The sequence below is a fragment of the Altericista sp. CCNU0014 genome (assembly GCF_044923475.1).
In the GTDB taxonomy this organism is placed as follows: domain Bacteria; phylum Cyanobacteriota; class Cyanobacteriia; order Thermosynechococcales; family Thermosynechococcaceae; genus JAAURS01.
Map to the genome: position 1 here is coordinate 3,187,471 of NZ_CP137338.1, position 25,027 is coordinate 3,212,497.

Genomic DNA, 25,027 nt, shown 5'->3' on the forward strand with positions numbered 1-25,027 from the left:
ATCATTTTGGGGAACTTCCAACATACGGGTGCCTTAGATGCTGGCGAAAGCTATAGCCGCAGCGAAGCCATCCTGCTGCCCGCCCGCTTTGAAGGACAGTACAACCTATTCGTGCAGACCGATGCAGCGGGTCAAGTATTTGAAAACAATCTAGAGAGCAACAACAATACCCTTGCCAATAACCCGCTCAAAGTTGCCCTCCGTCCCTATGCCGATTTAGCTGTTTCGTCTGTTGCACCTGACGCGAATGCGAGTAGCGGTCAGCCCCTGACGGTCTCTTGGAGCGTCACCAACCAGGGTATCGGTACCACAGACAGCAGCAGTTGGGGCGATCGCCTGTGGTTGGCCAGCGACCCCGCAGGTCAAAACCGCGTGGCGCAGCTCGGGAGCTTTGAGCACATTGGCACCTTAGCCGTGGGCGGTAGCTATAACCGTTCCGCAGAGGTGATTTTACCCAACGGAATTAGCGGGACTTACTACCTGGCCGTAGAAACGGGCGGTCCCTACGAGTTTCTGTATAGGGACAATAACACCACGGTTTCCAGCGCGCTTCAGGTGGTGCTGACCCCGCCGCCAGACCTAGTGGTTACCGATATTGTCGCGCCAACGGCAATCCAGTCCGGCAGCAAAATTGACGTGAGCTGGAGCGTGACCAATCAGGGCATCGGGAATGCAGCGACCCAATGGACCGATCAAATTTTCCTCCAAGCTTCCGGAAACCCCAACGCGCCCAAAATTGCCTTGGGTTCCTTTACCTACGGCAACGGTCTCATCGCAGGTCAGTTCTATAGTCGCTCCGAGCAGTTTACCGTCCCCTCTAATCTTCAGGGACTGTATCAGGTCGTCGTAACCACCAATGCCAACCAGTCTCTGTTTGAGAATGGCGCGACAAGCAATAACACTACTATCGACGACCAAACCTTGCTGGTCAGCTTCCCGCCCCGCGCCGATCTTCAGGTGCAGACCGTAGAAGCGCCCTCAACCGTCTCGGCAGGGGGAACGGTCTCGGTGAAGTTTACGATTATCAACCAAGGCTCCGTCGCGACTGCCACCCCAAATTGGCAAGATAGCGTCTACCTGTCCCTCGATAACGTCATCAGCAGCGATGACGTGCTGTTGGGCAGCCTGATTAACGGATCTGCCCTCGCGTCGGGACAAAGCTATCAATCCGAAACCGATGCCTTAGTCGTGCCGCGCCGTTTCCGAGGCCCTGTCTTTTTACTGGTGAACGCGGATTCTGGGAATCGCGTCGATGAATCGCCCCAGGAAGGCAATAACGTTCTGGCCGTGCCCCTCAACGTGACGCCGTTACCTCCCTCAGATTTAGTCACTAGCGATGTAGTTGCACCCAACCAAGCCTTTGATGGGTCGCGAATTGAGGTGCGCTACAAGGTGACGAATAAGGGAATTGGGGAAAGCGATCGCGATTCTTGGACGGATACGATCTGGCTGACGCGCAACCCAGACCGTCCCTCTGCCAAAGCCAGGGACAGCGCACCCGACGAGATTGAGGATTACCTGCTGGCAACCGTCACGCACAATGGTTCGCTGAAAGTCGGGGAAAGCTACGACCAGGTTGTCACGCTAACGCTGCCCGGTAAAGTGACGGGCGAGTGGTACATCACGCCCTGGTCCGATGCCTACGACATCGTGACGGAAGATACCCTCAGTATCAACATCAACCCCGACGACCCCAACGAACTAGACAACAACAACTACAAAGCTCGACCCATTACCGTACTCCTTACCCCACCGCCGGATCTGGTGGTCTCTTCGGTGGTTGCCCCGGCCCAAGCTAAGGGTGGCGATACATTCCAAGTGAGCTGGACGGTGACCAATGCAGGGAACAGCGAAACCAGCGATCGGCAATGGACGGACAAAGTTTATTTGTCCGATCGGCCTACACTCGACGCGCCCAATGCCAAGACCTGGATTCTCGGCGAAGTGCAGCGTCAGAGTGGTTTGGGTCAGGGCCAAAGCTATACCCAGAGTCTCAATGTCACGCTCTCCCCAGAAGTTTCAGGACAGTACGTCATTGTCGTGACGGATGTTTTGAAACAAGCTTGGGAAGGACCTTACGAAGACAATAACGCAACCAATCGAGCGACTGCCGTCACGCCGATTCCCGCAGATTTGGTCGTGCGATCGATTGCGACGCAGCCTGCCAATTTCTCAGGGGAGCGTACAACGGTTGAATGGACCGTTGAGAACGCGGGCGGACCCATGTGGTCTGGCACTCGCTACTGGACCGATGAAGTCTGGATTTCCCCCGATCCGACCTTTATTAAGGAACGGGCGACCCTGCTGGGCAAATTTGCCTACGCGCCAGCCCAACCCTTAGGGACGGGAGCCAGCTATACCCAGCGCCAAGATGTAGTTCTCCCGCGCGGCATTGATGGTAAGTACTATCTCTATGTTTCAACTAACGTGCCCCAAGAGGGATTGGGCACCCTGAACAATGAAGGAAGTCTTAAGATTTATACGGCTACAGCCTATGAAGACCAGTCCAACAACCGATCGCAGGCTTCCATTCCGGTGCAGTATCGAGAGCCGGATCTGCAGGTAACCAATTTAGTCGTGCCCGTTAGCGCGCCCAACTCCGGGCAAACTATTCCGGTCTCTTGGACCGTGACCAATACAGGTACTCGCGCCACGCGGGAAAATCGCTGGCAGGATCGGGTCTACCTGTCTCGCGATGCCTCCCTGGATATTAGCGATGTGGTGCTGTTAGAGGTCGAGCGCAAGGGAGCGCTGGATATCGGTGCGTCCTACAGCCAAACCGCAACGTTGAGACTGCCGGACGGAATTGAGGGAGACTTCTACCTGTTAGCATTTGCCGATGCCAACATCGTGAGTGTCAACGATCTTCGGGTCGATCGGGAGTATCCTGATGGCGCAAAAATCTACTTTGAAGGAGCACTGGGTCGCTCCTCGGCACGGGTGCCGGAATTCAAGGATGAGGGTAACAACATTACGGGTGCGGCACTGCCCATCGTATTAACGCCGCCGCCCGATCTTCAGGTTACTTCCATCGCGGCTCCGGTGAGGACGACCATCGGTCAGTTCTTTGACGTGAGCTATACCGTCACGAATTCAGGCCCTGGCGGAACGCCCGATCGCCAAGGACAGTGGACGGATTTAATCTATCTTTCTCGCGATGAGTTCTTAGACCTACAGAGCGATCGCTACCTAGGCTCTTTCGAGCGTTCCGGCGGATTGGCAGCAGGTGCCAGCTATACCGCCAACAAATCCTTCCAAGCTCCTATGGACTTGTCGGGACCGTTCTACGTGTTTGCAATTACCGATCCGACGAATCGCAATAATCCGACAGGCAAAGTATTTGAGGGGGACAAGGAAGTCAATAATGCCAAACCCAGCGATCGGCCGCTGATCTTCGAAGTCCCACCCCCTTCGGATTTGCAGGTGGATACGATCGCCCTTCCGTCTTCGGGCAAGTCCGGCGATCGCGTTCAAATTAGCTGGACGGGTTCCAACCACGGCATTAATTCCGCCACGGGTCAGTGGAGCGATGCGGTGTATCTGTCTACCGATGCGGTGTGGGATATTACCGACGTATTGGTGGGGCGATCGCAGTTCAATCGCACCCTCGCACCCGGCGAATCCTATACTGGTTCGCTGGATGCGACGCTTCCGGCAGCGCTTCCTGGACCCTATCGGCCGATCGTGCGGCCCGATATTTACAACCAGATCTACGAAGCCGAGAACGAAGGTAATAACGCCACGGCCTCCGCCGATACGCTCAACCTTGCCGTGGAAGCCCTTCAGCTTGGCGTGCCTTTGCAAACCACCCTGACGACGGGTCAGAGCAGGCTGTATCAAATTACCGTCGCCCAGGGTCAAACCCTGAAGGTGACGCTGGACTCGTCCGCCGACAATGCCGCCAATGAAATCTTTGTCCGCTACGGACAAGTACCCAGCGGCACGGCCTATGACGCCAGCTATAGCGGCATCCTCGCGCCGGACCAAACTGCAATTATTCCGACGACTCAACCCGGCGTTTACTACGTGTTGGTCAAGAGTCAATCTGGACCGAGCGCAACTCCAACCAGCATTCTGGCGGACGTACTCCCCTTCAGCATCACCGATGTCGTGACCGATCGGGGGGGCGATAGTCGCTACGTGACGGTAAATGTGGAGGGTGCCCAATTCCAACCTCAATCCATTTTGAAACTGGTGCGTCCCGGCATTGGCGAAGTGGAACCCGTACGCTACCAGACCGTAGATAGCACCCGCATCCAAGCCATCTTCGACTTCACGAACGTCCCCCACGGACTCTACGACGTAAAGGTGATTAACCCCGATGGTAGAACGGCGATCGTGCCCTACCGCTACCTGGTCGAGCGCACCATCGAGCCAGACGTTACCGTTGGTCTAGGCGGGCCAAGGGTCTTGGCTCCTGGCGATACGGGAACCTACGGGGTTTCCATCCAGAGCCTCACGAACGTCGATACACCCTACGTCAACTTCGAATTTGGCGTGCAGGAACTGGGGACGAACGATTACTTGCTGGGTCTCTTCGGTCGGGCAGCGGCGGAACTGGGCGTTACCGAGCTGCCCTACGTCACCTTTGCAACGAACCTGCGCGGCGCGCCGGAAGGATCGCTGAACAATTTACCTTGGGCCAGTCTGAAATCCGAGGTGAATACCAACGGCCAGAATCTAGCGCCGGGTTACGTTTTTGACCTCGCCACCCGCGATTTTGCGGGCGCGACGTTCAATGCCGAAATCTACAAGCGGTTTGCAGAATTACTGGCAAAAGATCCCGATGCCCTCAGGGGTTACGACGTTGAAGACGGTCGCATCGCGTTTAAGTTCAATGTCACGGCGGCAGCGACAGTTCTGACCCGCGATGAGTTTGTGGTGCTGCAAACGGAAGAAGCGCTGAACTTGCGCGATCGCATTCTTGCGGATGCCAATGCAACCCAGGGGCTGCAAGTGTTGGCCTCCAATGCCGAGACTTGGACGACCGCCTACCTGGCGGCGCTAGAAAGTGCGGGGTTACTGCGCCCAGAAAATCAAGCGCCTCCGCTGCGCCAAGATCCGCTGGTGGTGAGTCTGACGGCAACCTTGGCCACAGGGATTCTGGCTGGACCCGTAGGCGAACAGATCCGTACCGATGGCAATCTGGTGGCGTTCTTCGAGCAGGTGCGCCAATGGTACGGCCACGATGCAACCCTGATTGCACCCAACGGACAGCAGACGCCCAGTGCGGCGGAGTACGACTTGGGTCTTTCCCACCCCACCCGCTTTGAAACCTTTAACGTCTACGTCCCCTACGGCGAAGCGCGGGTCGATTTACCCGCTTCTGTGCCCATTCCCAAACCGAACTTTGCAGGGTTCTTGAACGCCGCTGGCGCGACGACGGATCTGTCTGGCATCAGCGGTCCGGTTGGGTTTGGAGTGCAGGGGTTAGTGCCTCTGGGTCAAGCCTTGCCCTATACCATCCAGTTTGAAAATGCGGCTAGCGCTAGCGCTGCCGTCGGCGAAGTCCGCATCGTGAGCCAATTGGATGCCGACCTCGACACGCGTCAGTTCAAGCTAGGCGACATTCAGTTGGGCGATATTCAAGTGCATCTCCCCACCGGGCGCGGCAGCTTCCAGGGCGATTTCGACTTCACGCGCCAGAAAGGCTTTATTCTGCGGGTGAGTGCGGGGTTAGATCCGCTCTCTAATACGGCAACTTGGCTGTTACAGGCGATCGACCCCAAAACGGGCGAAGTGATTCAGGACACCAGTCGCGGGTTGCTGCTGCCCAACGACGCGAAGGGTAACGGTAGCGGATGGGTAACCTATACGGCCCAAGCCAAGGCCGATATTGCGACGGGGACTGAAATTACCAGTCAGGCCAAGATTCTCTACAATACCGCAGCGCCTCTGGATACCCCTGTCATCACCAACGTAGTGGATGCCGAGGCTCCCACGACAGTGCTGACGGCGAAATCGCTCCCAGCAGACAGCAATACCTACCAGGTCAACTGGACGGCGACGGATGACGAGAACGGGTCGGGCGTGAAGCACGTCACGGTTTACGTGGCAGAGGACGGCGGCGACTTTAAGATTTGGCAGCGCCAAACGATGGAAACCAGCGGCTTCTATACCGGACGCGCGGGCCATACCTATGAATTCCTGGCTCTAGCGACGGACAATGCCGGAAACCAAGAACAGCCCATTCTCAATCAGGCGGTACCCGACGACGGCTCGCGAGTGAATTTAGGCGCGCTGCCCAGTTTCGATCGCACCACGGCTCCCGACCTCGGTCCCGCGCCCGCACCGACGCAACTTTCGACCAATCGACTCTTTATCGAAGCGCAGCAGGCGATTCCTAACGCTCCTGTGACTTCCAATCCTTCGGAATTCAAACAGGTGCTGCGGCCCTTTACGGCCCAGGCTTTTGCCACGGGATTTCCTCAGAGCCATGCCAATATCGGTCCCATGGCGATTTTGCCCCTAGCAGACGGCTCGGCTATTATTAGCGGGGGCGACAATCGCGGATCGCTGTATCGGGTTTCCGTGGAAGGCGGCGCTGTGGGCGCACCCTTTGCGAAACTTCCCTACCCAGTCTTCGACCTGAAACAGGCGGCGGATGGGACGCTGTGGGCCGCAACGGGCGGCGGGCCGCTGCTCCATTTAGACGCGCAAACGGGCGTTATTTTAGGTCAGTATGGCGATGGTATTACCCAGGCCGTTGCCATTTCTCCTACCACAGGATCGATCTATCTCTCTTCCGGCGATGGCATAGAACTCTTTAACCCCACAACGGAGCGATTTACCCACTACAGCGACCTGCGCGTCGGAAATTTGGCCTTTGCTCCCGATGGGTCTTTATGGGCTGCAACTTGGCCGGAGCGAACCGATGTGGTGCGCTTTGATGAAGACAACAAACCCCGGCGGATGCTGAGCTTTGCAACGCCGATCGACTCGATCGCCTTTGGAAAAACGGGAAGTATTTTAGAAGGACTCCTGTTTGTCTCCCACAACAGCGGCGCGAAACCCGCAGATGGCAGCGAACTGACGATGGTCGATTTGGCGACGCTGCGGAAAGTTTCCGTCGCCAAGGGCGGCAGTCGCGGCGACATTGTAGAGACGACCGCCGACGGCAGCGTGCTACTGAGCCAGTCCCTCCAAGTCGATAAGCTGAACCCGGTCTTGGTGCCGCGCATTGTCTCGGTAAATCCGGCTCCAGGGGCGACCCTGGCCCTACCTTTGGGGACGATTTCGGTGCGCTTCGACCAGGATATGGATTCGGCTTCGGTGCTGAATCCGGCAAACTACGCGCTGATCGGCTCTACTCAAGGGGCGATCGCCATCCAGTCCATCCAATACAACCCGACCACGCGCACGGCGATCGTGGCCTTCGACTCCCTCAACCCCGATGTCTATACCCTCAACGTATCCCAAGCCCTCAAGAGCAAGGCAGGGCTGACGCTGAAGGAAGGCTATACCGAACAGTTCACGGCTATTTCTGACTTCCTGGCCCAAGTGGATCTGCAATTTAGCAACCCGCGATCGGATCGGGCGACGCAGACGATTTCCTACGATGTGACGATTCGCAATACCGCAGACTACGACTTGCTGTTGCCTGTTGCGTTAGTCCTCAATCCTGCTGACGGCTTTACAGGAACGCCCACGGGCGCAATTCAGACCGCTCAAGGTTCCTACCTGCTGGATCTGTCGAGCAGCTTGCCCGACGGTCGCCTAGCCGCTGGAGCTTCTATTACCGGGCGCACCATTACGATTAGCGACCCCGACCATCTCCGCATTGAGTTCACTCCTGGCGTATACGCGCTGCCCTACCCGAACCAGGCTCCAGTGGTGACTTCGACTCCAGTGGCGGGGGCGATCGCCAACCAACCCTACACCTATCAAGTCAGTGCCAACGACCCCGATGGGGCGGTGCTCAGCTATTTGCTCTATAAAGGCCCTGAGGGAATGACAGTGAATCAAACCACTGGACTCTTGTCTTGGCAACCCACAGCTAATAGTCCTTCCACGACTGAAGTCATCCTGCGGGTCTACGATACGCGGGGCGGCTATACTACTCAATCCTTTACGCTTCAGGTGGCAGGCGGCAATCGTCCGCCCATGCTGACGCCGTTACCTGCTAACGTTCGAGGTCGAGAAGGACAGGCGCTTCAGGTGGCTATTTCTGCCAATGACCCTGACAATAACCGTCTCACCTACTGGGCAGACCAACTCCCCCCCGGTGCGGTATTCGACCCCGAGACGCGCACTTTAAGCTGGACGCCCGGATTTGAAGCCGCAGGAACCTACGAGAACGTGCAGTTCACCGTCAGCGATGGGGTGAATGCGGTTACGCAGACGACCACAATCCTAATTGCTCCGGTGAATCAGGCTCCGGCATTAATTAAACCGAGCGATCGCACGGTACGAGAAGGCGAGACGATTCGCTTCCAGCTTCAGGGACAGGATCCTGAGGGTGCGACGCTGACCTATTTCAGTAACTTGCTACCAGGTGGTGCAGTATTAGATCCCAAGACGGGCTTGTTTGAATGGACGCCGACTTACTTCCAGGCCGGAACGTTTGAGATTCCGTTTATCGTTAGCGATGGTAGTACTACCGCTACCCAGACGGTGAAGCTGACGGTGCTGAATGTGAATGCAGCGCCTGAGTTTGAGGGGTTAACCCCTTGGCAAGTTGCAGAAGGTCAGCAGGTGCGCTTCCGAGCGTTTGCGTTTGATGCGGATAATCCTGGCTTTATCCCTCAAGATCGCAGCAGCAGCGGTCAGCTCACGATCCAAGAAGGCAGCAATCCGACCGTGAGCTATACGGTCAGCGGATTACCTACGGGAGCGAGTTTCGATCCCGTCACGGCAATGTTTAGCTGGACTCCTGGCTATAGCCAAGCCGGGACTTATGCGGTGAGCTTTACGGCGACTGATGATGGCAATGGGACGGGTGTGCCTTTATCCACGACGTTTACGGTGCCCATTACGGTGGGGAATACCAATCGATCGCCGGAGATTGCCCCAATTTCCAACGAAACCCTCGCCCGTGGCGATGTGCGGGAGTTGGTTTTACAGGCAACGGATCCAGAAGGAAATCCGCTGCAACTGACTCTCTCTACTTTGAATGGGTATGCGTTACCGAGTTTTGTGACCTTTACGGACAATGGCAATGGAACGGCGCTGCTGCGAGTTGCGCCGGGAGATGGCGATCGCGGGGATTACACGCTCACCTTAACTGCTGCGGATAGCGGAGACGGCGGCGGTGCGGGGGCGATCCAGTCCGTCAGTACTTCCTTTGTGGTGTCGGTGAATACGGTCAACGAGCGGCCTGTATTCGACCCGATTGGGGATAAGGTTGCAGTTGTGGGCGAACCGCTGGAATTTGTGGTTCGGGTGCGGGATCTGGATCAGGAGCCGTTGAGTTTTGCGGTTCAGGGTCTGCCGACGGGTGCGACGTTGACGCCGCTGCCAATCTACGGACAGGCGCGGTTTAGCTGGACGCCGACTGCTGCGGATTTAGGGAATTACGATCTGAACTTCCAGGTGGAAGATAGCAGAACTTTGGGCGACCAGCAGGCGGTGCGCTTGGTGGTACGCAATACCAATGCGGCTCCGGTACTGGCGACCGTGGGGACTGTGACGGTTCAGGAAAATCAGGCCCTCACGCTGCCGCTGGTGGCGACGGATAGTGATGGCGATCGGCTTACCTATGCGGCGACGAATCTGCCTGCTGGGGCGAAGTTAGATGCGCTGACAGGTGTTTTGAGTTGGACGCCTTCGCTGTTCCAGGCTGGAACGTATGCGGGGATTCAAGTCACGGCGACGGATGGGAATCGCAGCAGCACGCAGACCTTTAGTATTACGGTCAACAATGTGAATCAGGCTCCGGTGTTAGTGCCGTTGCCGATTCAGTCGGGTCGGGAGAATGTGCCGCTTCAGTTTTCGCTGGCAGCGACGGATATCGATCGCGATTCTGTCATCTATCGGGCAGTGACGCCGTTGCCATCGGGCGCTTCTCTGGATTCGCGGACGGGGACGTTCCGCTGGACGCCGGGTTACGAGCAGGCTGGAGACTATACGTTCCGCTTTGAGGCGACGGATCCGCAGGGAAGTACGAGCGAAATTGCGGTGGCGGTGAAGATCGATAACGTCAATCGCGCGCCTGCAATTAGCGTTTCCGATCGCAGTGCAGTACTAGGCCAGCCGTTGGTCTTCCAGGTGGCAGGCAGCGACCCAGATCTCAATACCACGCTCGTCTATTCGGCGAAGAATCTGCCGGATGGGGCGACGTTGAATGCCAGTACGGGTGAGTTCCGTTGGACGCCGGGACCTGGGCAGGCGGGTAGCTATACGCTCAATTTTGAGGTGAGCGATGGGGAAAGTACTCGCAGCCGGACTTCGGTCATTCAGGTGGGGACGCGCTTTGCGGCTCCGCTAGTGACGCTCGAACAAACGCCGAGTTTTGCGGTGGTGCCGGGTCAGGCGGTGTTGCTCCATGCGATCGCGGACAGTCAAGCCGACATCAATTCCATCACCCTCACCGTAAACGGTCAGCCTGTCACCCTAGATAGTCAGGGCAGAGCGACTTATACGCCGACAACGCCTGGCCGATTGACGGTAGAGGCTATTGCTACGGATGCCGATGGTTTAGTCGGTCGCACGAGTTCGATTCTGAAGGTGCGCGATCCGTTGGATCTGTTTGCGCCTGTGGTTTCCCTCGATCGCACTTTAGCCTTGGAGCCGTTGACTGCGGCACGGGCGCTGCGCGGTTCGGTGGCGGATTCCAATTTGGATGAGTGGACGCTGGAGTTGGGCGATTTTGCTGGCGGCAGCTTCCAGGTCATCGCTCGGGGCAATACGCCTCTAGACAATGCGCTGGCTCAGTTGGATCCGGCGGCGTTGGCGAATGGGTTCTATCAGGTGCGGCTGACGGCGACGGATCTCAGCGGTCGCATCAGCACGACGCAGCTTGCCTTTGAGGTGAACAGCGCGGTGAAGTCTGCCCAGTATGTCAAGGTTCAGACGGATCTCTCGGTTAATTTGGGCGGCACGACGCTGAATTTGGTGCGCGCTTACGATTCGCTCAATGCAACTGATGCGGGCGAGTTTGGCTACGGTTGGTGCTTGGCGAATGCGGAAACGAATCTTCAAACGAACGTACCGCTGACGGGTCAGGAGCAGTTTGGGATTTACAGTCCGCTCCAGGAAGGCACGCGGCTGTATTTGACGCTGCCGACGGGAGAACGGGTTGGGTTTACGTTTGCGCCTCAGGTGCAGTCTCAACCGGGTGCGATCTACTACACGCCTGCTTGGGTGGCGGATAGTGGCGTAACGTATCGATTGGATTCGGCGCAGACGTTGCTCAGCCGTGGGGAGGATCGGTTCTACGATCTGAAGACGGCGCAGGCTTATAACCCGGCGAGTGGGGCGTTTGATGGGGCTGCCTATACGCTGACGGCGGCGGATGGGACGATTTATCGTCTTGACGCGCAAGGTGTGGTGCAGGAGCAGGTGAATCCGAATGGGTCTCGCTTTGCGTTTAGCGATGGCGGCATTGTGAGTTCGACGGGCGAGTCGATTCGGTTTGTCCAGGACGATCGGGGTCGTCTGACGCAGATTACGGCGTCGAATGGGGCGACGGTTTCTTACACCTATGACGATCTGGGTAATTTGACAATGGTGCGGAATCTCTCGCAGGGGGTTTCGCAGCGATATGGCTATGATGCGGCGCATCGGTTGACGCTGGCGTCGGCGTTGGGTCAGTCGGGCGAGAGTGTGGTGTATGGGGCGGGTGCGCCGCTGGTGCGGTCTATCCAGGCGGATCTGGGTGGGGTGTATCAGTTTATGTCGGCGGGTGCGGTTTCGGGTTCGCTGAATGCGGGGGAAACGCAGCGCTATACGTTTAGCCTGAGAGATTCTGAGATTCAAACCACGGCGGCGGATTTTGTGCTGATTGGCGTGGATGTTTCGGCGACTTCTGGGTTGTTGCCTGGTTTGCCTGGAATTGCGGGGTTGACGCCGTTGGTGTCTCGCGCGAGCGGGACGGATGCTTACGGGCTGTTTGCCATTGAGAAGGGCGGGTTGAATTTGCTGGAGCTATCCGGTTTGGGTGGTTCGGCTGGCAACTACAGGATCGATCTATCTATTACTGGCGATTTGAATCGCGATGGGTTGGTAGATGGGGCGGATAGTCAGTTGTTGAGTTTGGCGCTGGGTAGCCGCGCTGGAGATGCTGGGTATCGGACTTCCTATGACCTGAACCGCGATTTTGCGATCGATTGGACGGATGTTCAGATTCTGGGTAGCAATTATGGGTTTATTGCGAATCGTCCACCTGTCATTACGCCGAGTGCGATTTTGACCCATAAGGATTTGGAGACGTTGGTTTCGCTGACGGATAAGGTCAAAGACCCTGAGGGAGATGCAGTATTCTATCGGTTGTTGAATCCGGTAAATGGATCGGTACAGATTAGTCCTGATGGGAAGGGGTTAATTTTCGTCCCAACACCGGATTTCTCAGGGACAGCAGCTTTTGATCTGATTGCAGATGACGGATTTAGTAGTTCGGCGAAAGCCACGTTTACGTTGAGTGTGAGCAGTGCTCCCTTAAGCAATCTAGAATTTGTTACTGGTGTAGTACGCCTGGAGACGGGGGATAGTCAAGTTTTACAGGTAGAGGGTGACTTTGCAGATCAAGAAAATGTACTACTGCCCTGGTCGTACCTCAATCTAAGCAGTGAAAATCCCACAGTTATTGGTGTTAGTCTGGGTCAGGCAACGGGTCTTAACAATGGGCTTTCTATTCTTAAGGCAGGCCGCGACGGTATACAAGCAGTGACTGTGGCGCGTGTCGGTCAGATCCCAACTCCTCAAAATCAACAAGAACTTTATATCACCATTGCAGAGGAACAGGGACTAAAGTTATATCCTCAAGCTGTAACGCTGGTTGAAGGCGGGAAGCGACAATTACTCGTTAGCATTAACGACCTGCCAACTTCTCCAGACTTACGGTCAATTAGCAGTGGTACGCGCTACTTTGTGAGCAATTCTCAAGTGCTTCAGGTAAGTGAGACCGGGTTGATTACGGCACTTGATGAAGGGGTGGCAACGGTCACAGTAATAAATGCGGGCACTTTGGTAACGGTACCTGTTCAGGTACAACTGCCCAGCTTCAACTCGGCTGTTTTGGGAACGAAGGGTGGTGCGGTGTTGGCTGCTGACGGAGCACTAGTGACCATTGCACCAGGAGCAATGCTGACTGATGCAACGGTCAGCATTCACCAAATTGCTCAATCTAACCTGCCACTGGCATTACCCGATACTTTTGCGTTTGCAGGTGCGTTCCAGCTTGAGGTAGGTAGTCAGGCTCTGGATATACCCGCGCAGATTGCAATACCTGCCCCAGAAGACTTGGCGGCTGGGACTGAAGTTTTCTTTATGCGACTGGATAAGGTTCCCGATAATAATGGAGTCTTACAACCTGTGTGGGTGGTCGAAGAGTCAGGCGTTGTTGGGGCAGATGGTATTATTCGCACTCAATCTCCTCCTTGGCCAGGAGCGAGAGTCACAGGCACATACACCTTAGCAGTGCCTAAGTTTCGCTACAAAATTATTGAAGCCGTCTTGCCAACTAGCTTAATGCCCCTTGCCCTTGGTTTACCCACTTATGGAACCTTTGCTGGAACCTATGCGAGCTTGTTTGGTCAAGCAGCCACTCGCTTCACTGCTGGCGCTGCGATAATCGCAAGAGGAATTCAAGATCTTATTAACCAAACCGAAACTGTTCCAATTCCTGTTTTTGGAGATGAGATATTAGACCAATTCACAACCAGAACAGCTTTCGAGTTTTCTAAAGACTTTATTGTGATACCTCAAGTTGGTTTTCCTTACCCCGCAGTAGCTGGGGTGTCTCTCAACTTGGGGCAACTCTCGCCTCAAGGTAACCCGATTGCACAATTAAGCGCTCCACCTTTAACTCAGTCGCTACCTCCCTTATCACCCGTCATTGACAGAGTAATAGTTGATTTTGACACTCAAGGCGCATTTCTAAAAGTAAGGGCAAAAAATTTACCTGCCATACCAACAAATAACGCTCAAATACCACAGAGTGACAATCAGCTATTTCTAGAGGTGAAATATGGCTCAACAACTGACAGAATTCATGACTTACAGCAAAAACAAGTACCTGAAAGCGATTTTCAAGACATTACAGTACGTCTGCCAAAATCCGTTCCGTATAGCAGCGACCTAATCATTTCTGTTATTTATGGAGTTAAAAGTGGCGACGATCTAATTAAATATCCTAGCCAGCCTGTTAGCTTCTACGTTGACTATTTTGACAGAATTTTAGCAGCAAACCCGCTTTCTGATTCCGTAACAGTGATCAATGCTAATAAAGCGAAACAGATAGTAGATCAATCTGGCAGCGCTAATTTACTGCTGGCAAGCATCTCGTTAGGTGCAGGAGCTAGACCTCGATATGTTGCTTCATTTGAAGATCGCGCTTATATACCTCTTGAAGGTAATAGTTCTGTAGCAGTTATTGATGTAATTGGTCTTAGAGAACTCGATGCTAATCCTTACGATTCAGCTATAGAACGTATCTCTCTACCCTCTGGTTCTCAACCTTCATTTATTGTGATTGGGGAGAAGGGTAAGTATGCTTACGTAGGAGATCGAGCGGCTGGAATGATATATGTCATTAACACCGATCCAGAATCACCTCCTAAGGTAGATGAATCTGGAAATATATTTCCTACATACAATACTCTTGTCAAGAGTATTAAAATTCCTAATGCAACTCAAATCAATCGTCTAGCAATTAATAACACAGGAACATTACTCTTTGCGACAACAGCCAAGAAAGGTAGTGATGGTTCATTTTCTAATGGTTCAATTGCTGTAATTAACGTCGATCTACAAGACAAGGAAAGGCTTAATTCTTTAGTAAAAAACATTGGGATGGAACCTGGTGTTGAAGGGATTACAGCGACTGACAATCCAAATATTATGTATTTCACAAATCGGCTTGTTGAGGCAACAGGATTAGGTCGTTTAACTTTAAGTATTGAAGATGGAAATATTACTGAGAAGTTTGTAGAAGCTCCGTTAAATTTAGGAAGTTTCTCAGACTACTTTGATGTTAATGAAGCTGTTGATGTCAAGTGGCTGCGAGACTGGTATACGGGTGATGAATATGCTTTTGTCGCAGGGAGAAATGGTCGCCTCTTAGGTTCCGGGATTGAAAGTATTGATGGTCCTAAGGCTGGAAGTAATGTTGGTATCTTCAAAATCCAAGAAAATGGCAAGCCCGAGCTAATTGCTGCCACCAAACCTATACCCTCAGGATGGACAAGCTCAATTGCATTTTCCGATGACAATAAATATCTCTTCGTTTCTAACCCTGGTGTTGCCTCAACATTTGTTTATGATGTTAGAGAAATACTGACTGCAATTGAAAACATACCTGCTAATGAAAGAAGTCAGCGTCCTCTGGACGAGTTACGCCCAAGTGTTATGGTTGCAGCGGACGCTTTCACCCCGGAATGGGTGCCTTTTAGCGAGAAGACTCGCCCCATTGGCTCTGGCATTTCCTGGGGGTTAAATTCGCACGTAAAAGAAGATGAGATAGTTTTTTACGATCCTCAAATTACTATTCCAGACTCAGATCAATCTCAATTTAAAATCTCCTTCAACTGGGAATTATTTGATACATCTTCAGAGCAAAATCGTGACTTCTTAGTAAGTTCACATTCGAATCTTTTCGGTGAGCTTGTGCTAGCTCAAGCAAGACCAGCTCCACAACGAGAACCGTGGCGGAGACCAGCACCAGTGCCAGTACCAGTGCCAAACTCAGAGCCTGGCAAGGTAATACCTTTTCGACCCAGGAGAACTGTTCCTTTGCCAGAGACACCCACTATTAGGCCAGAAGCTGGAATTCTCTATGATTGGAGCCGACCTGACATCTATCGTGATGAAGAGCCTTCGAGCTTTGCATTACCTGCACCTCAGCCAGATGTACAGGAACGGCTGAAGAGACGAGAAGATGTCAAGGAAATTAATCTATACATCAGTACCTTTCCTTATGGTCAGGGATTATCTCCTGATGATGGATGGGGTCCACAGAATGCTCCAGAAGGTCAGGATTACAATCCAAATCGTATCTTTGAAGCCAAGTGGACGCGCGATCCCAAAGATAAAACTGGCTTAGGATACTGGAAGTGGACAGACAGTAAAGGTGTAACTACTCAACAAAGAGGCTATAGCTATGAAGTAACTTTACCTCCCGATCGAATTCTTACGGCAGGTCAAAGGTACTATATCAGTGTTGACCTGAAGAGAGTCAATGGAGAGTTAGTGTCTTCATCAGTAAGCAAAGATTATTTCTTTCAAGTCGATCCTGCAAAACTTCCTTCGACAGTTATCAACATTCCATCCATCAGCGCAAAGAGTTTTGATTCCGTAACAATTGCCTATCAAGGATATGAGCCAGGAAAAGGTTTTGATGACTACAGCTATCGAGGAATAGATTCACTTGCTGGTGCTGCTGCTGAAGCAAGAGCCACTGTAATTATGTACGATCCTACAGACAACTCTTGGAACTCAGTGGATTATCTTTCTAGTGATAAGGATCTATTTCTGCGACCCCGAACCCAAAAGCTTACTACTGAAGATTTGCAAAACCTGCCCAAGAATAATCCTTTATGGATCCTTCTTCGTACATCAGATACTGATAAGCGTAACTCAGGTTTTGCAGAGGCAGAGGCAGATGTATTTTTCACTGCTCTGGTGCAGCTAGATCAGCTTCTAGGGGGTGGGGTTTCAGGTTACGATACTCAGGGTAAATTGCAGAGAACTCAAGGAGCTTTATTAAACTCACCCCTACACTTTATTGGTTTTTCAACTGGGAGTATTGTTAATGCAGAGATCGTTCAGCGATTAGGCACTTACTTCCCTAATGCAGGAGGTCAGACATCTACAACCCGTGATTTACACTTCACCACGATCGATCCGCTCTCTTCAAATTCTCAAGCTTTAGGCGGAGGATCTAAGGGGAGCATCCTCGATCCAGAGCTAAAGATTTGGAATAATGTCACCTATGCAGATAACTATTATCAAACTAAATCTACTCAAGATTCTCCTGCTGGTCGATCGCTACTTCAATCAGATTGGGAAGTATATTTAGGAGATTATGCTGGCTTTGACAAGCAAGTCAGCAGTCAATTTGGCCCCCATGAGCTATCTTTAATGTGGTACTTAGGAACAGCCAATCTAAGTAATTCTTTCGAAAACCGTGTTGAATTTAACTCTAATCCTCTTACGGGCATTTCCCAACAATTTCTTTTTGGCATTCCTCCCCGTTATTTTGTTCCGACAACGGTTTTTCGGCGCTATGGCGATCTTTATAATGCTGGAATTATAGACTATCTGGATGCTGGAACGAAAACATGGTATTCCCCCGATCACAGAGCTGAGAATCTGCCTCATGGGGAAGTCGATGCTATATGGGAAGGGGTTGGTACAGGTTGGTTTTACTCGGTTTCTGGAGGGGGATATCGCTATCGCCCTGTAGACCAAAAAAGTATTGTTGACCGTACTATAGCACTACGGATTTTGCTTAGGACGCACTGCTTAATCAAATCCTTACTGCTCAAAGCGGGCTATTTACAAACGTCTTAACATGCTCTCGTAGGGCTATAATGTATCGGATGATAACACTTATGCTAGTCCTTTGACGCCCAATATACAGTTACGGGGTGATTATGCTGTGCCCACCCTGTTTAATGGGAACTTTGACGCAATTTCAACGAAATTTGACGATCAGTGGATTCCAGGATGGTCTGGCTATAACAGTGATGCTAGTAAACCTGAACAAGATCAGTTAGTCTTTGGAAAAGCTGGAAATAGCAGTTATTCCTTGCGACTTAATCCAGACCAGTCAATTACGCACAATCGCTTTCTTGTCCCCGATTGGGGTGCCTTACGCTTTGACATGTTTGCGCCAAACCTGACAGGTGGGCGCGTTAATGTCTCTTTGCAAGCTATAGATGGCAGCGGAGGCTTCTCTTCCTGGGTAAACTTAACCCCTGCCACTGGAACAGCCACAACTTATCTGGAGGATACGCAACGCATTGGCTATGGCAGCACAGGCTTTGAAACCTTCACGTTTGATGTTCCAGATAACCTACGCGGCAAAGTTGCTACGCTACGCTTTGAGGCAAGTGGCGACACTGTTTATCTGGACAACGTGTTCTTCAAGAGCCAGCATTTGTTGTTGGGGAATCCATCTGAGGCAAGAAATATATTGAATAATCCAGCAGCATCCTCAACTAATTATCTGCTTGAAAAGCCACAATACTCAGTTTCCTACAATAACAATAATAAAGGCCCGAACTGGGTAGCATGGGAGTTGAATCAATCTTGGCTGGGTAATCTCAATCGCCCTGGAAATAGTGGTGGAATACCTATACCTATTGACTATCCAGGATCAAGTACAGATTTTCCATTCCAATTAGATCCAGCATTGCCTAGTTCATTTAACAGATTGGATGCGACTTCTTATAGATTGAATGGTCAATCGAGTTATTATCATCGGGGTCATATGGCTCGAAGTTCTGATCGAAATAGAACTGCTAAAGATCAGTTAGCAACTTATTTAATGTCAAATATTTTGCCTCAAACACCAGATAATAACACAGATGCTTTCCGCTCTCCATGGCAGCAACTTGAAAATTATAGTACTAGTACTTTAGTAAAAAATCAAAATAAAAACTTGTACATTTATGCTGGCGGCTACGGTGCTGTAACACCTTATGAAGTTCCATTCATTCAACCGCCACTAAATGGAACTTCAACGAATCCTTTACAAACAAATAGTATTAATGTTCCAGAATTCATTTGGAAAGTCATTGTTGGAATCGATCAGCCAGGGCGTAATTTAGGTGATATCGAAAATAACACAAATATATTAACAGATGCCGTAGCTGTTTTAATCCCCAATATTCAGCGGCCCAGAACAGCAGATCCAAATAACCCTGATCAATGGTTAAAAGATCCGACAGACCCAACAGGTAAAAGAATTCTTTTCGTACCTTTTTCGGCAACAATTCCTGGGACAGCACACTTTGCAGCAAAAACTATTGCAATTAACACGATTAATGAATGGAAAGATTGGACAAAATGGGCAGTACCTATTCGTCAGTTAGAAGAATTAACTGGATTAAATTTTTCATCCAATCTTTCAGATGCAGCACAAAATGCCATTGAGAATCAAATTAGATTCACTTTTCCAGTAAATATTATTGACTTGCCCGACAGCGTTAATGATGACGAAGTTTCCGATCCAACTGCAAACTTACTGGCTGAGTTGCCTTTAAATCAGTCACAAACATCAGTCGAAGTGTTCGGGTCCCTCAATAATGTGCCCTTCTTCAGCAATGGTGTTGTGGAAAAAAGCTCCAGCAAACTCAGCCTCGACGGTTTCAGCACCCAACAAGGTAGCATTCTCCAAGTTGGTACCTTGCATCCCGACTCTCTCCAAATTAGCATCGCTCAGATTAGTCCCTCTCAGATCGGAACCCATGAGGTCTCCACCAAGCAAATTAATTCCAGAGAGATTGGAATTTTGCAAATTACACCTCCGAAGTTTGATCCCTTGTATGTCAACTCCACTCAGATTAACTCCACTCAGGTCGGCATCAATGAACAGTCTCTCCCCGGCAGCGTAACGCTCCAACAACTCCTCAGCAGTCATAGCTACAACCTCCAAAACACAACAGTCCCCACTTGGCTAGATTTCCTTCAAGGGACATCTCCATTTAACCTCAACATCGAGATCGAAGATCTCCCCACAGGCCAACTCGCCGAAGCCACCATCACAGGCTTCGACCCCACAGGCCGCCCCAACTCCGGCACCCTATACCTAGACATCGACGCCAACGGCCTCGGCTGGTACATCGACCCCACCCCCTGGGACAACACCGAATACAGCCAAACCCTAACCGACACAGCCTACCGCGCCACCCTTGGCTCCGACGCCTACGGCCACTACGACCTCCTCACCACAATTTTGCACGAAACCGCCCACCTCCAAGGCTTCATCGCAGGCTACAGCAACTACGACAACCGAGTCCAAACCATCAACGGCAGCAAAACCTTCATCGGCGACAACTTCAGCGCCATCCTCACCCCAGACGGAAGCCACCTCAACTCCCAGGTCTACCCCTACGACCTGATGAACACCACCCTGACACCAGGCGTGCGGAAATTACCGTCTGCGCTAGATATTCAGATCTTGAATGCAGTTCGCGGTTCGCAGTTCGCGGTTCGCGGTTCAGAGTTGGCTCCAGCCGCTGCATTATCAGCAGGTGCACTCATTGGGATCAATAATGGCGGCTTCGACACCGTAACTGATTGGTACACCCGTGGCGATAGCCAAATCCTCAACGGTCAAGCCATCCTCAGCGAAGACTCCCCCTACCTCAGCCACCTGAGCCAAACCTTCGTCATCCCCCAAGGCGCAAAAGCCCTTCAATTCACCCTCATTAATACAGACCTGCGCAGCAGCAACAGCAGCCTAGCCCCCGGCGACGCCTTCGAAGTCGCCCTCCTCAACCACACCACCAACACCAGCGTCCTCGCCCCCCTCACCGGACTCAGCAACACCGACGCCCTCCTCAACATCCAATCCAACGGCCAAACCTACCTCAGCAACGCCGTCACCCTTGGAGGGGTGAGCGGAGCCGAACCCCGCATCGTCCAAATTGACGTCAGCACCCTCACCCCCGGCACCGTCGTCACCCTCTACTTCGACCTCCTCGGCTTCGGCACCAAAGACAGCACCGTCACCATCGACGACGTGCAACTCCTAGCCGAACTCAGCCAAGCTCCCATAGCCAACGACGACAGCGCCACCACCAACCAAAACACCGCCATCACCGTAGACATCCTCAACAACGATCGCGACCCCGACGGAACCCTCAACCCCAGCAGCCTGATAATTCTCCAAGCACCCCAGCACGGACAAGTCAGCCTCAACCCCAACGGCACCGTCACCTACCAGCCCACCGCCGGATATACGGGCAGCGACCAGTTTACCTACGCCATCCAAGACAACAGCGGCGTCTACTCCAACCCCGCCACCGTCAACCTCAGCATCCTCAACCCCATTCCCACCATCAATCAGATCGACATCGACAGCACCCTCAGCGAAGGCACCCCCGCCAACTTCAGCGCCACCGCCACCATTTCAGGGAACCAACCCCTAACCTACACCTGGGATCTAGGCGACAGCAGCAGCCCGATCGCAGGCCAAACCATCAACCATACCTACGCCAACAACGGCACCTATACCGTCACCCTCAGCGTCAACAGTAACAACGGCCCCACCGCCACCGAACAGCGCACCGTCACCGTCAACAACATTGCACCCACCGCCAACGCAGGCCCAGACCAAACCGCCGATGAAGGCCAAACCATCCAACTCAGCGGCACCTACACCGACCCCGGCATCTTAGACACCCACACCCTCACCTGGGACTTCGGCGATGGCAGCGCGCCCATCACCGGAACCCTGACTCCAACTCATATCTATGCCGACAACGGCACCTACACCGTCAGCTTCACTGTCACCGATAAAGACGGTGGAAGTACCACAGACACCCTCGTGGTGACAGTCAATAACGTCGCCCCCACGATCGCCACCCTCAACGGCCCCGTCACCCTCTCCGAAGGCGACACCGCCACCTTCAGCGCCACCGCCACCGATCCGGGCACCCTAGACACCCTCACCTACACCTGGACCTTTGGCGATGGCAGCACACCCATCCAAGGCCAAACCGCAACCCACACCTTTGCCGATAACGGCCTTTACACCGTCAGCCTCACCGTCACCGACAACGACGGAGCCACCACTACCCAAACCCTCACAGTAGAAGTCACCAACATCGCCCCCATTCCCACAGGCGTCACCCTCTCCAGCACCCTCACCGAAGGCAACAGCGCCACCTTCAGCGCCACCGCCACCGATCCGGGCACCCTAGACACCCTCACCTACACCTGGACCTTCGGCGACGGCACCCCCGCCGTCACAGGTCAAAGCGTCAGCCACACCTACCCAGACAACGGCACCTACGCCATCAGCCTCACCGTCACCGATAAAGATGGGGCCACCACCACCCGCACCTTCCCCGTCACCGTCGCTACCCTCCCCCCCAACCTCACCAGCCTCACCGTTCCCAGCGCCCTCACCGAAGGCCAACCCGGCACCTACACCGCTGCCGCCTCAGATCCCGGCAACGACACCCTCACCTATACCTGGGACTTCGGCGACGGCACTGTTCCCGTCACGGGTACCACCGTCACCCGCGCCTATCGCGACAACGGCACCTACACCGCCACCCTCCTCATCACCGATAAAGACGGAACCACCGTCACCCACACCTTCGCCGTCACCGTGAGCAACGCAGCCCCCAGTGCCGATATCGGCGCAGACCTCACGTCCTCGGTCGGCACCCCCGTCACCTTCCAAAGCGCGATCGCCGACCCCGGCCTCGCTGACACCCAAACCCTCCTCTGGGACTTCGACGACGGCAACACCGCCACCGGAAGCGCCACCCCAACCCACACCTACACCCAACCGGGCACCTACACCGTCACCCTCACCACCATCGATAAAGACGGCGCAGCGACGACCGATACCCTCATCGCCACCATCCAACCCCTAGCGCTGCCCGCCCTCACCGTCACCGACATCGCCATTACCGAGAGCGATACCACCGCCCTCACCGCCACCTTTACCGTGAACCTCACCGCCGCCAGCACCCAACTCGTCACCGTCGCCTACACGACAGCCAACGGGACCGTTACCGCAGGCCAGGACTACACCCCCACCAGCGGCATTCTCACCTTCGCCCCCGGCCAAACCAGCCAAACCGTCCAAATCCAAATCCTCGGCGATCGCCTCACGGAAGGCAACGAAACCTTCTTCCTCAACCTCAGCAACGCCACCCACGCCACCCTCCTCGACGATCGAGGCCAAGCCACCATCCTCGATAACGAAAGCGTTGCCAACCCCGGCACCAACACCTTCGCCATCCGCACCGAAGGCACCTTCACCATGAACGGATCCGGCGACCTAGACGGCGACGCCCTCAACCCCAACGACGACGCCCGCATCTACGCCGCCAAAGGCTATACCATCAACGGCAACCCCACCCTGCCCGTCCAGCGCGACGCCGCAGGCAACATCCTCACAGATGCCAGCGGCAAACCGATCCTGGTGCCCAACGCCATCGTCGTCTCCCCCGGCTACACCGTCCTCAAAGCCCCAACCAACAAATACACAGGATTCACCCCAACCAAAACCATCCCCCTCCAACCCATCGACATCCCCGCCTACGCGGACCTCAGAACCCAAACCCTCAACAGCCGGGTAGCAACAGGCACCCCAGAAGTCACCTTCAACGCCAGCCTCAACCCGCTCAATACCCTGACGGATTGGAATGTAAAATTCCCCGCCCCCGGTACCGCCACCCAACCCAACGTCGTGCGCGTCACGGGCGGCGGACTCAACATCCCAGACTCCGCCACCCTCAGCCACATCGTCATCATCGTAGAGAACGGCGACATTAACTTCAACGGCAGCGGCCATACTGCCAACAACGTCGTCTTGATTGCCAACAACGGCAACATCAACCTCAACACCGTCAACGCCACAGACCTAGCCGTCTTTGCCTCCGGCTCCATCAATACAAACGGGGCTGCCAAGTTTAACGGTCTGTATAACTTACTCGCCACGGGCAGTTCCACGGGCAACGTCACCTTTAACGGCAGCACCAAAGGGTTTACCGGGGCAGACCAAATTCGCGTCTTCTCAAGCGGTAACATTACCTTCAACGGGAGTTCCAACACGCGCGGTAGCTTCACCGCCGTTGGTAGCTTCACCTTCAACGGCTCCTCCACCCTCTACGGCAACATTGCCACTAAAGGCAACATCACCTTTAACGGCAGCGCCACCGTCTTTGGTGCCGCGATCGACGCAACCCTCCCCAATATTGCACCCACAAACCTAACCTTGAGTGCTTCCTCCCTCGCAGAAAATACCGCTGCCAATACCTTAGTCGGCACCTTCAGTTCCACCGACCAAAATACAGGCGATATCCAGACCTACCAACTTGCGAGCGGGACTGGCAGTACGGATAATGCCGCCTTCAGCATCGTGGGCGATCGCCTCATCCTCAATGCCCCTGCCAACTACGAAGCCAAATCCAGCTATAGCATTCGAGTCCGCACCACCGATCGAGCCGGAGCATCCTTCGAGAAAGTCTTCACCGTTGCGATCGCAGATGTGAATGAAGCACCGACGGCGATCGCATTAAGTGCAAGTTCTATCTCGGAAAATAATATCTCAGGGATTGCGATCGGAACCCTCACCGCCATAGACCCCGATCTCGGAGATACCCAAACCTTCCAACTCGTCGGTGGCGCTGGTTCCACAGATAATGCATTATTCTCGATTGCGAACGATCGGTTAGTCTTCAATGCTGTGGCAGATTACGAGATCAAGGCCAGTTATAGCGTGCGAGTTCGAGCGATCGATCGCGCTGGCCTTTTCTCGGAGCAGATTTTCTTCATCAATGTCAACGATGTGAATGAAGCGCCCATCCAACTGCTTCTTTCTCAGAGATTTGTCCTCGAAAACAATGCACTCAATACCCTCATCGGCATCTTCAGCACCATAGACCAAGACCGAAATTCCACGTTTACCTATGAACTGGTTTCAGGCATGGGAAGTATTGATAACGGTCTATTTGCGATTCAGGGGAACGAACTGCGTTTGGCCGAGCGATCGGATTTTGAGGTGCAGTCTAGTTACTCGATTCGAGTACGAGTGACAGATTCGTTGGGATTATCTCGCGAGGAGATGTTGACGATCTCTGTTTTAGACCGAGACGAACTGCCCTTGTTCGTAAGTTTGATTTAAAGACGCGCGGGCAGCTCGATCGAGCTGTCCGCTTACAATATTGACAATACAAGGAAT

The 25,027-nt window shown here is 53.4% G+C and carries 3 protein-coding genes and 2 pseudogenes; 3 read left to right on the top strand and 2 right to left on the bottom strand.

Annotation, left to right across the window (positions count from 1 at the left end; genetic code table 11):
- Positions 1-6: 6 nt before the first annotated feature.
- Both R6H26_RS15400 and R6H26_RS15405 read left to right on the top strand, forming a co-directional pair.
- Positions 7-17,667: a putative Ig domain-containing protein gene (locus R6H26_RS15400; RefSeq protein WP_404783509.1), complete on the top strand. Its 17,661-nt coding sequence runs from the start codon at positions 7-9 to the stop codon at positions 17,665-17,667.
- 313 nt (positions 17,668-17,980) lie between these two features.
- A pseudogene (locus R6H26_RS15405) lies at positions 17,981-18,922 on the top strand (DNA/RNA non-specific endonuclease); the annotation flags it as partial.
- A gap of 456 nt (positions 18,923-19,378) precedes the next feature.
- Here the strand turns inward: R6H26_RS15405 and R6H26_RS15410 are convergent.
- Positions 19,379-19,513, bottom strand: coding sequence for a hypothetical protein (locus R6H26_RS15410; RefSeq protein WP_404791476.1), 135 nt, complete (start codon positions 19,511-19,513; stop codon positions 19,379-19,381).
- Between the two features lie 54 nt (positions 19,514-19,567).
- A pseudogene (locus R6H26_RS15415) lies at positions 19,568-19,741 on the bottom strand (pentapeptide repeat-containing protein); the annotation flags it as partial.
- Between the two features lie 480 nt (positions 19,742-20,221).
- On the opposite strand from R6H26_RS15415, the gene R6H26_RS15420 reads away from it, so the two are divergent.
- Positions 20,222-24,970: a PKD domain-containing protein gene (locus tag R6H26_RS15420; RefSeq protein WP_404791342.1), complete on the top strand. Its 4,749-nt coding sequence runs from the start codon at positions 20,222-20,224 to the stop codon at positions 24,968-24,970.
- The last annotated feature ends 57 nt before the right edge of the window (positions 24,971-25,027 follow it).

What these genes read in the sequence shown, in the direction of transcription:
- R6H26_RS15410 (WP_404791476.1), bottom strand. Translation starts at nt 19,513, where the DNA reads ATGCAAGGTACCAACTTGGAGAATGCTACCTTGTTGGGTGCTGAAACC.
- R6H26_RS15420 (WP_404791342.1), top strand. Translation starts at nt 20,222, where the DNA reads ATGAACACCACCCTGACACCAGGCGTGCGGAAATTACCGTCTGCGCTA.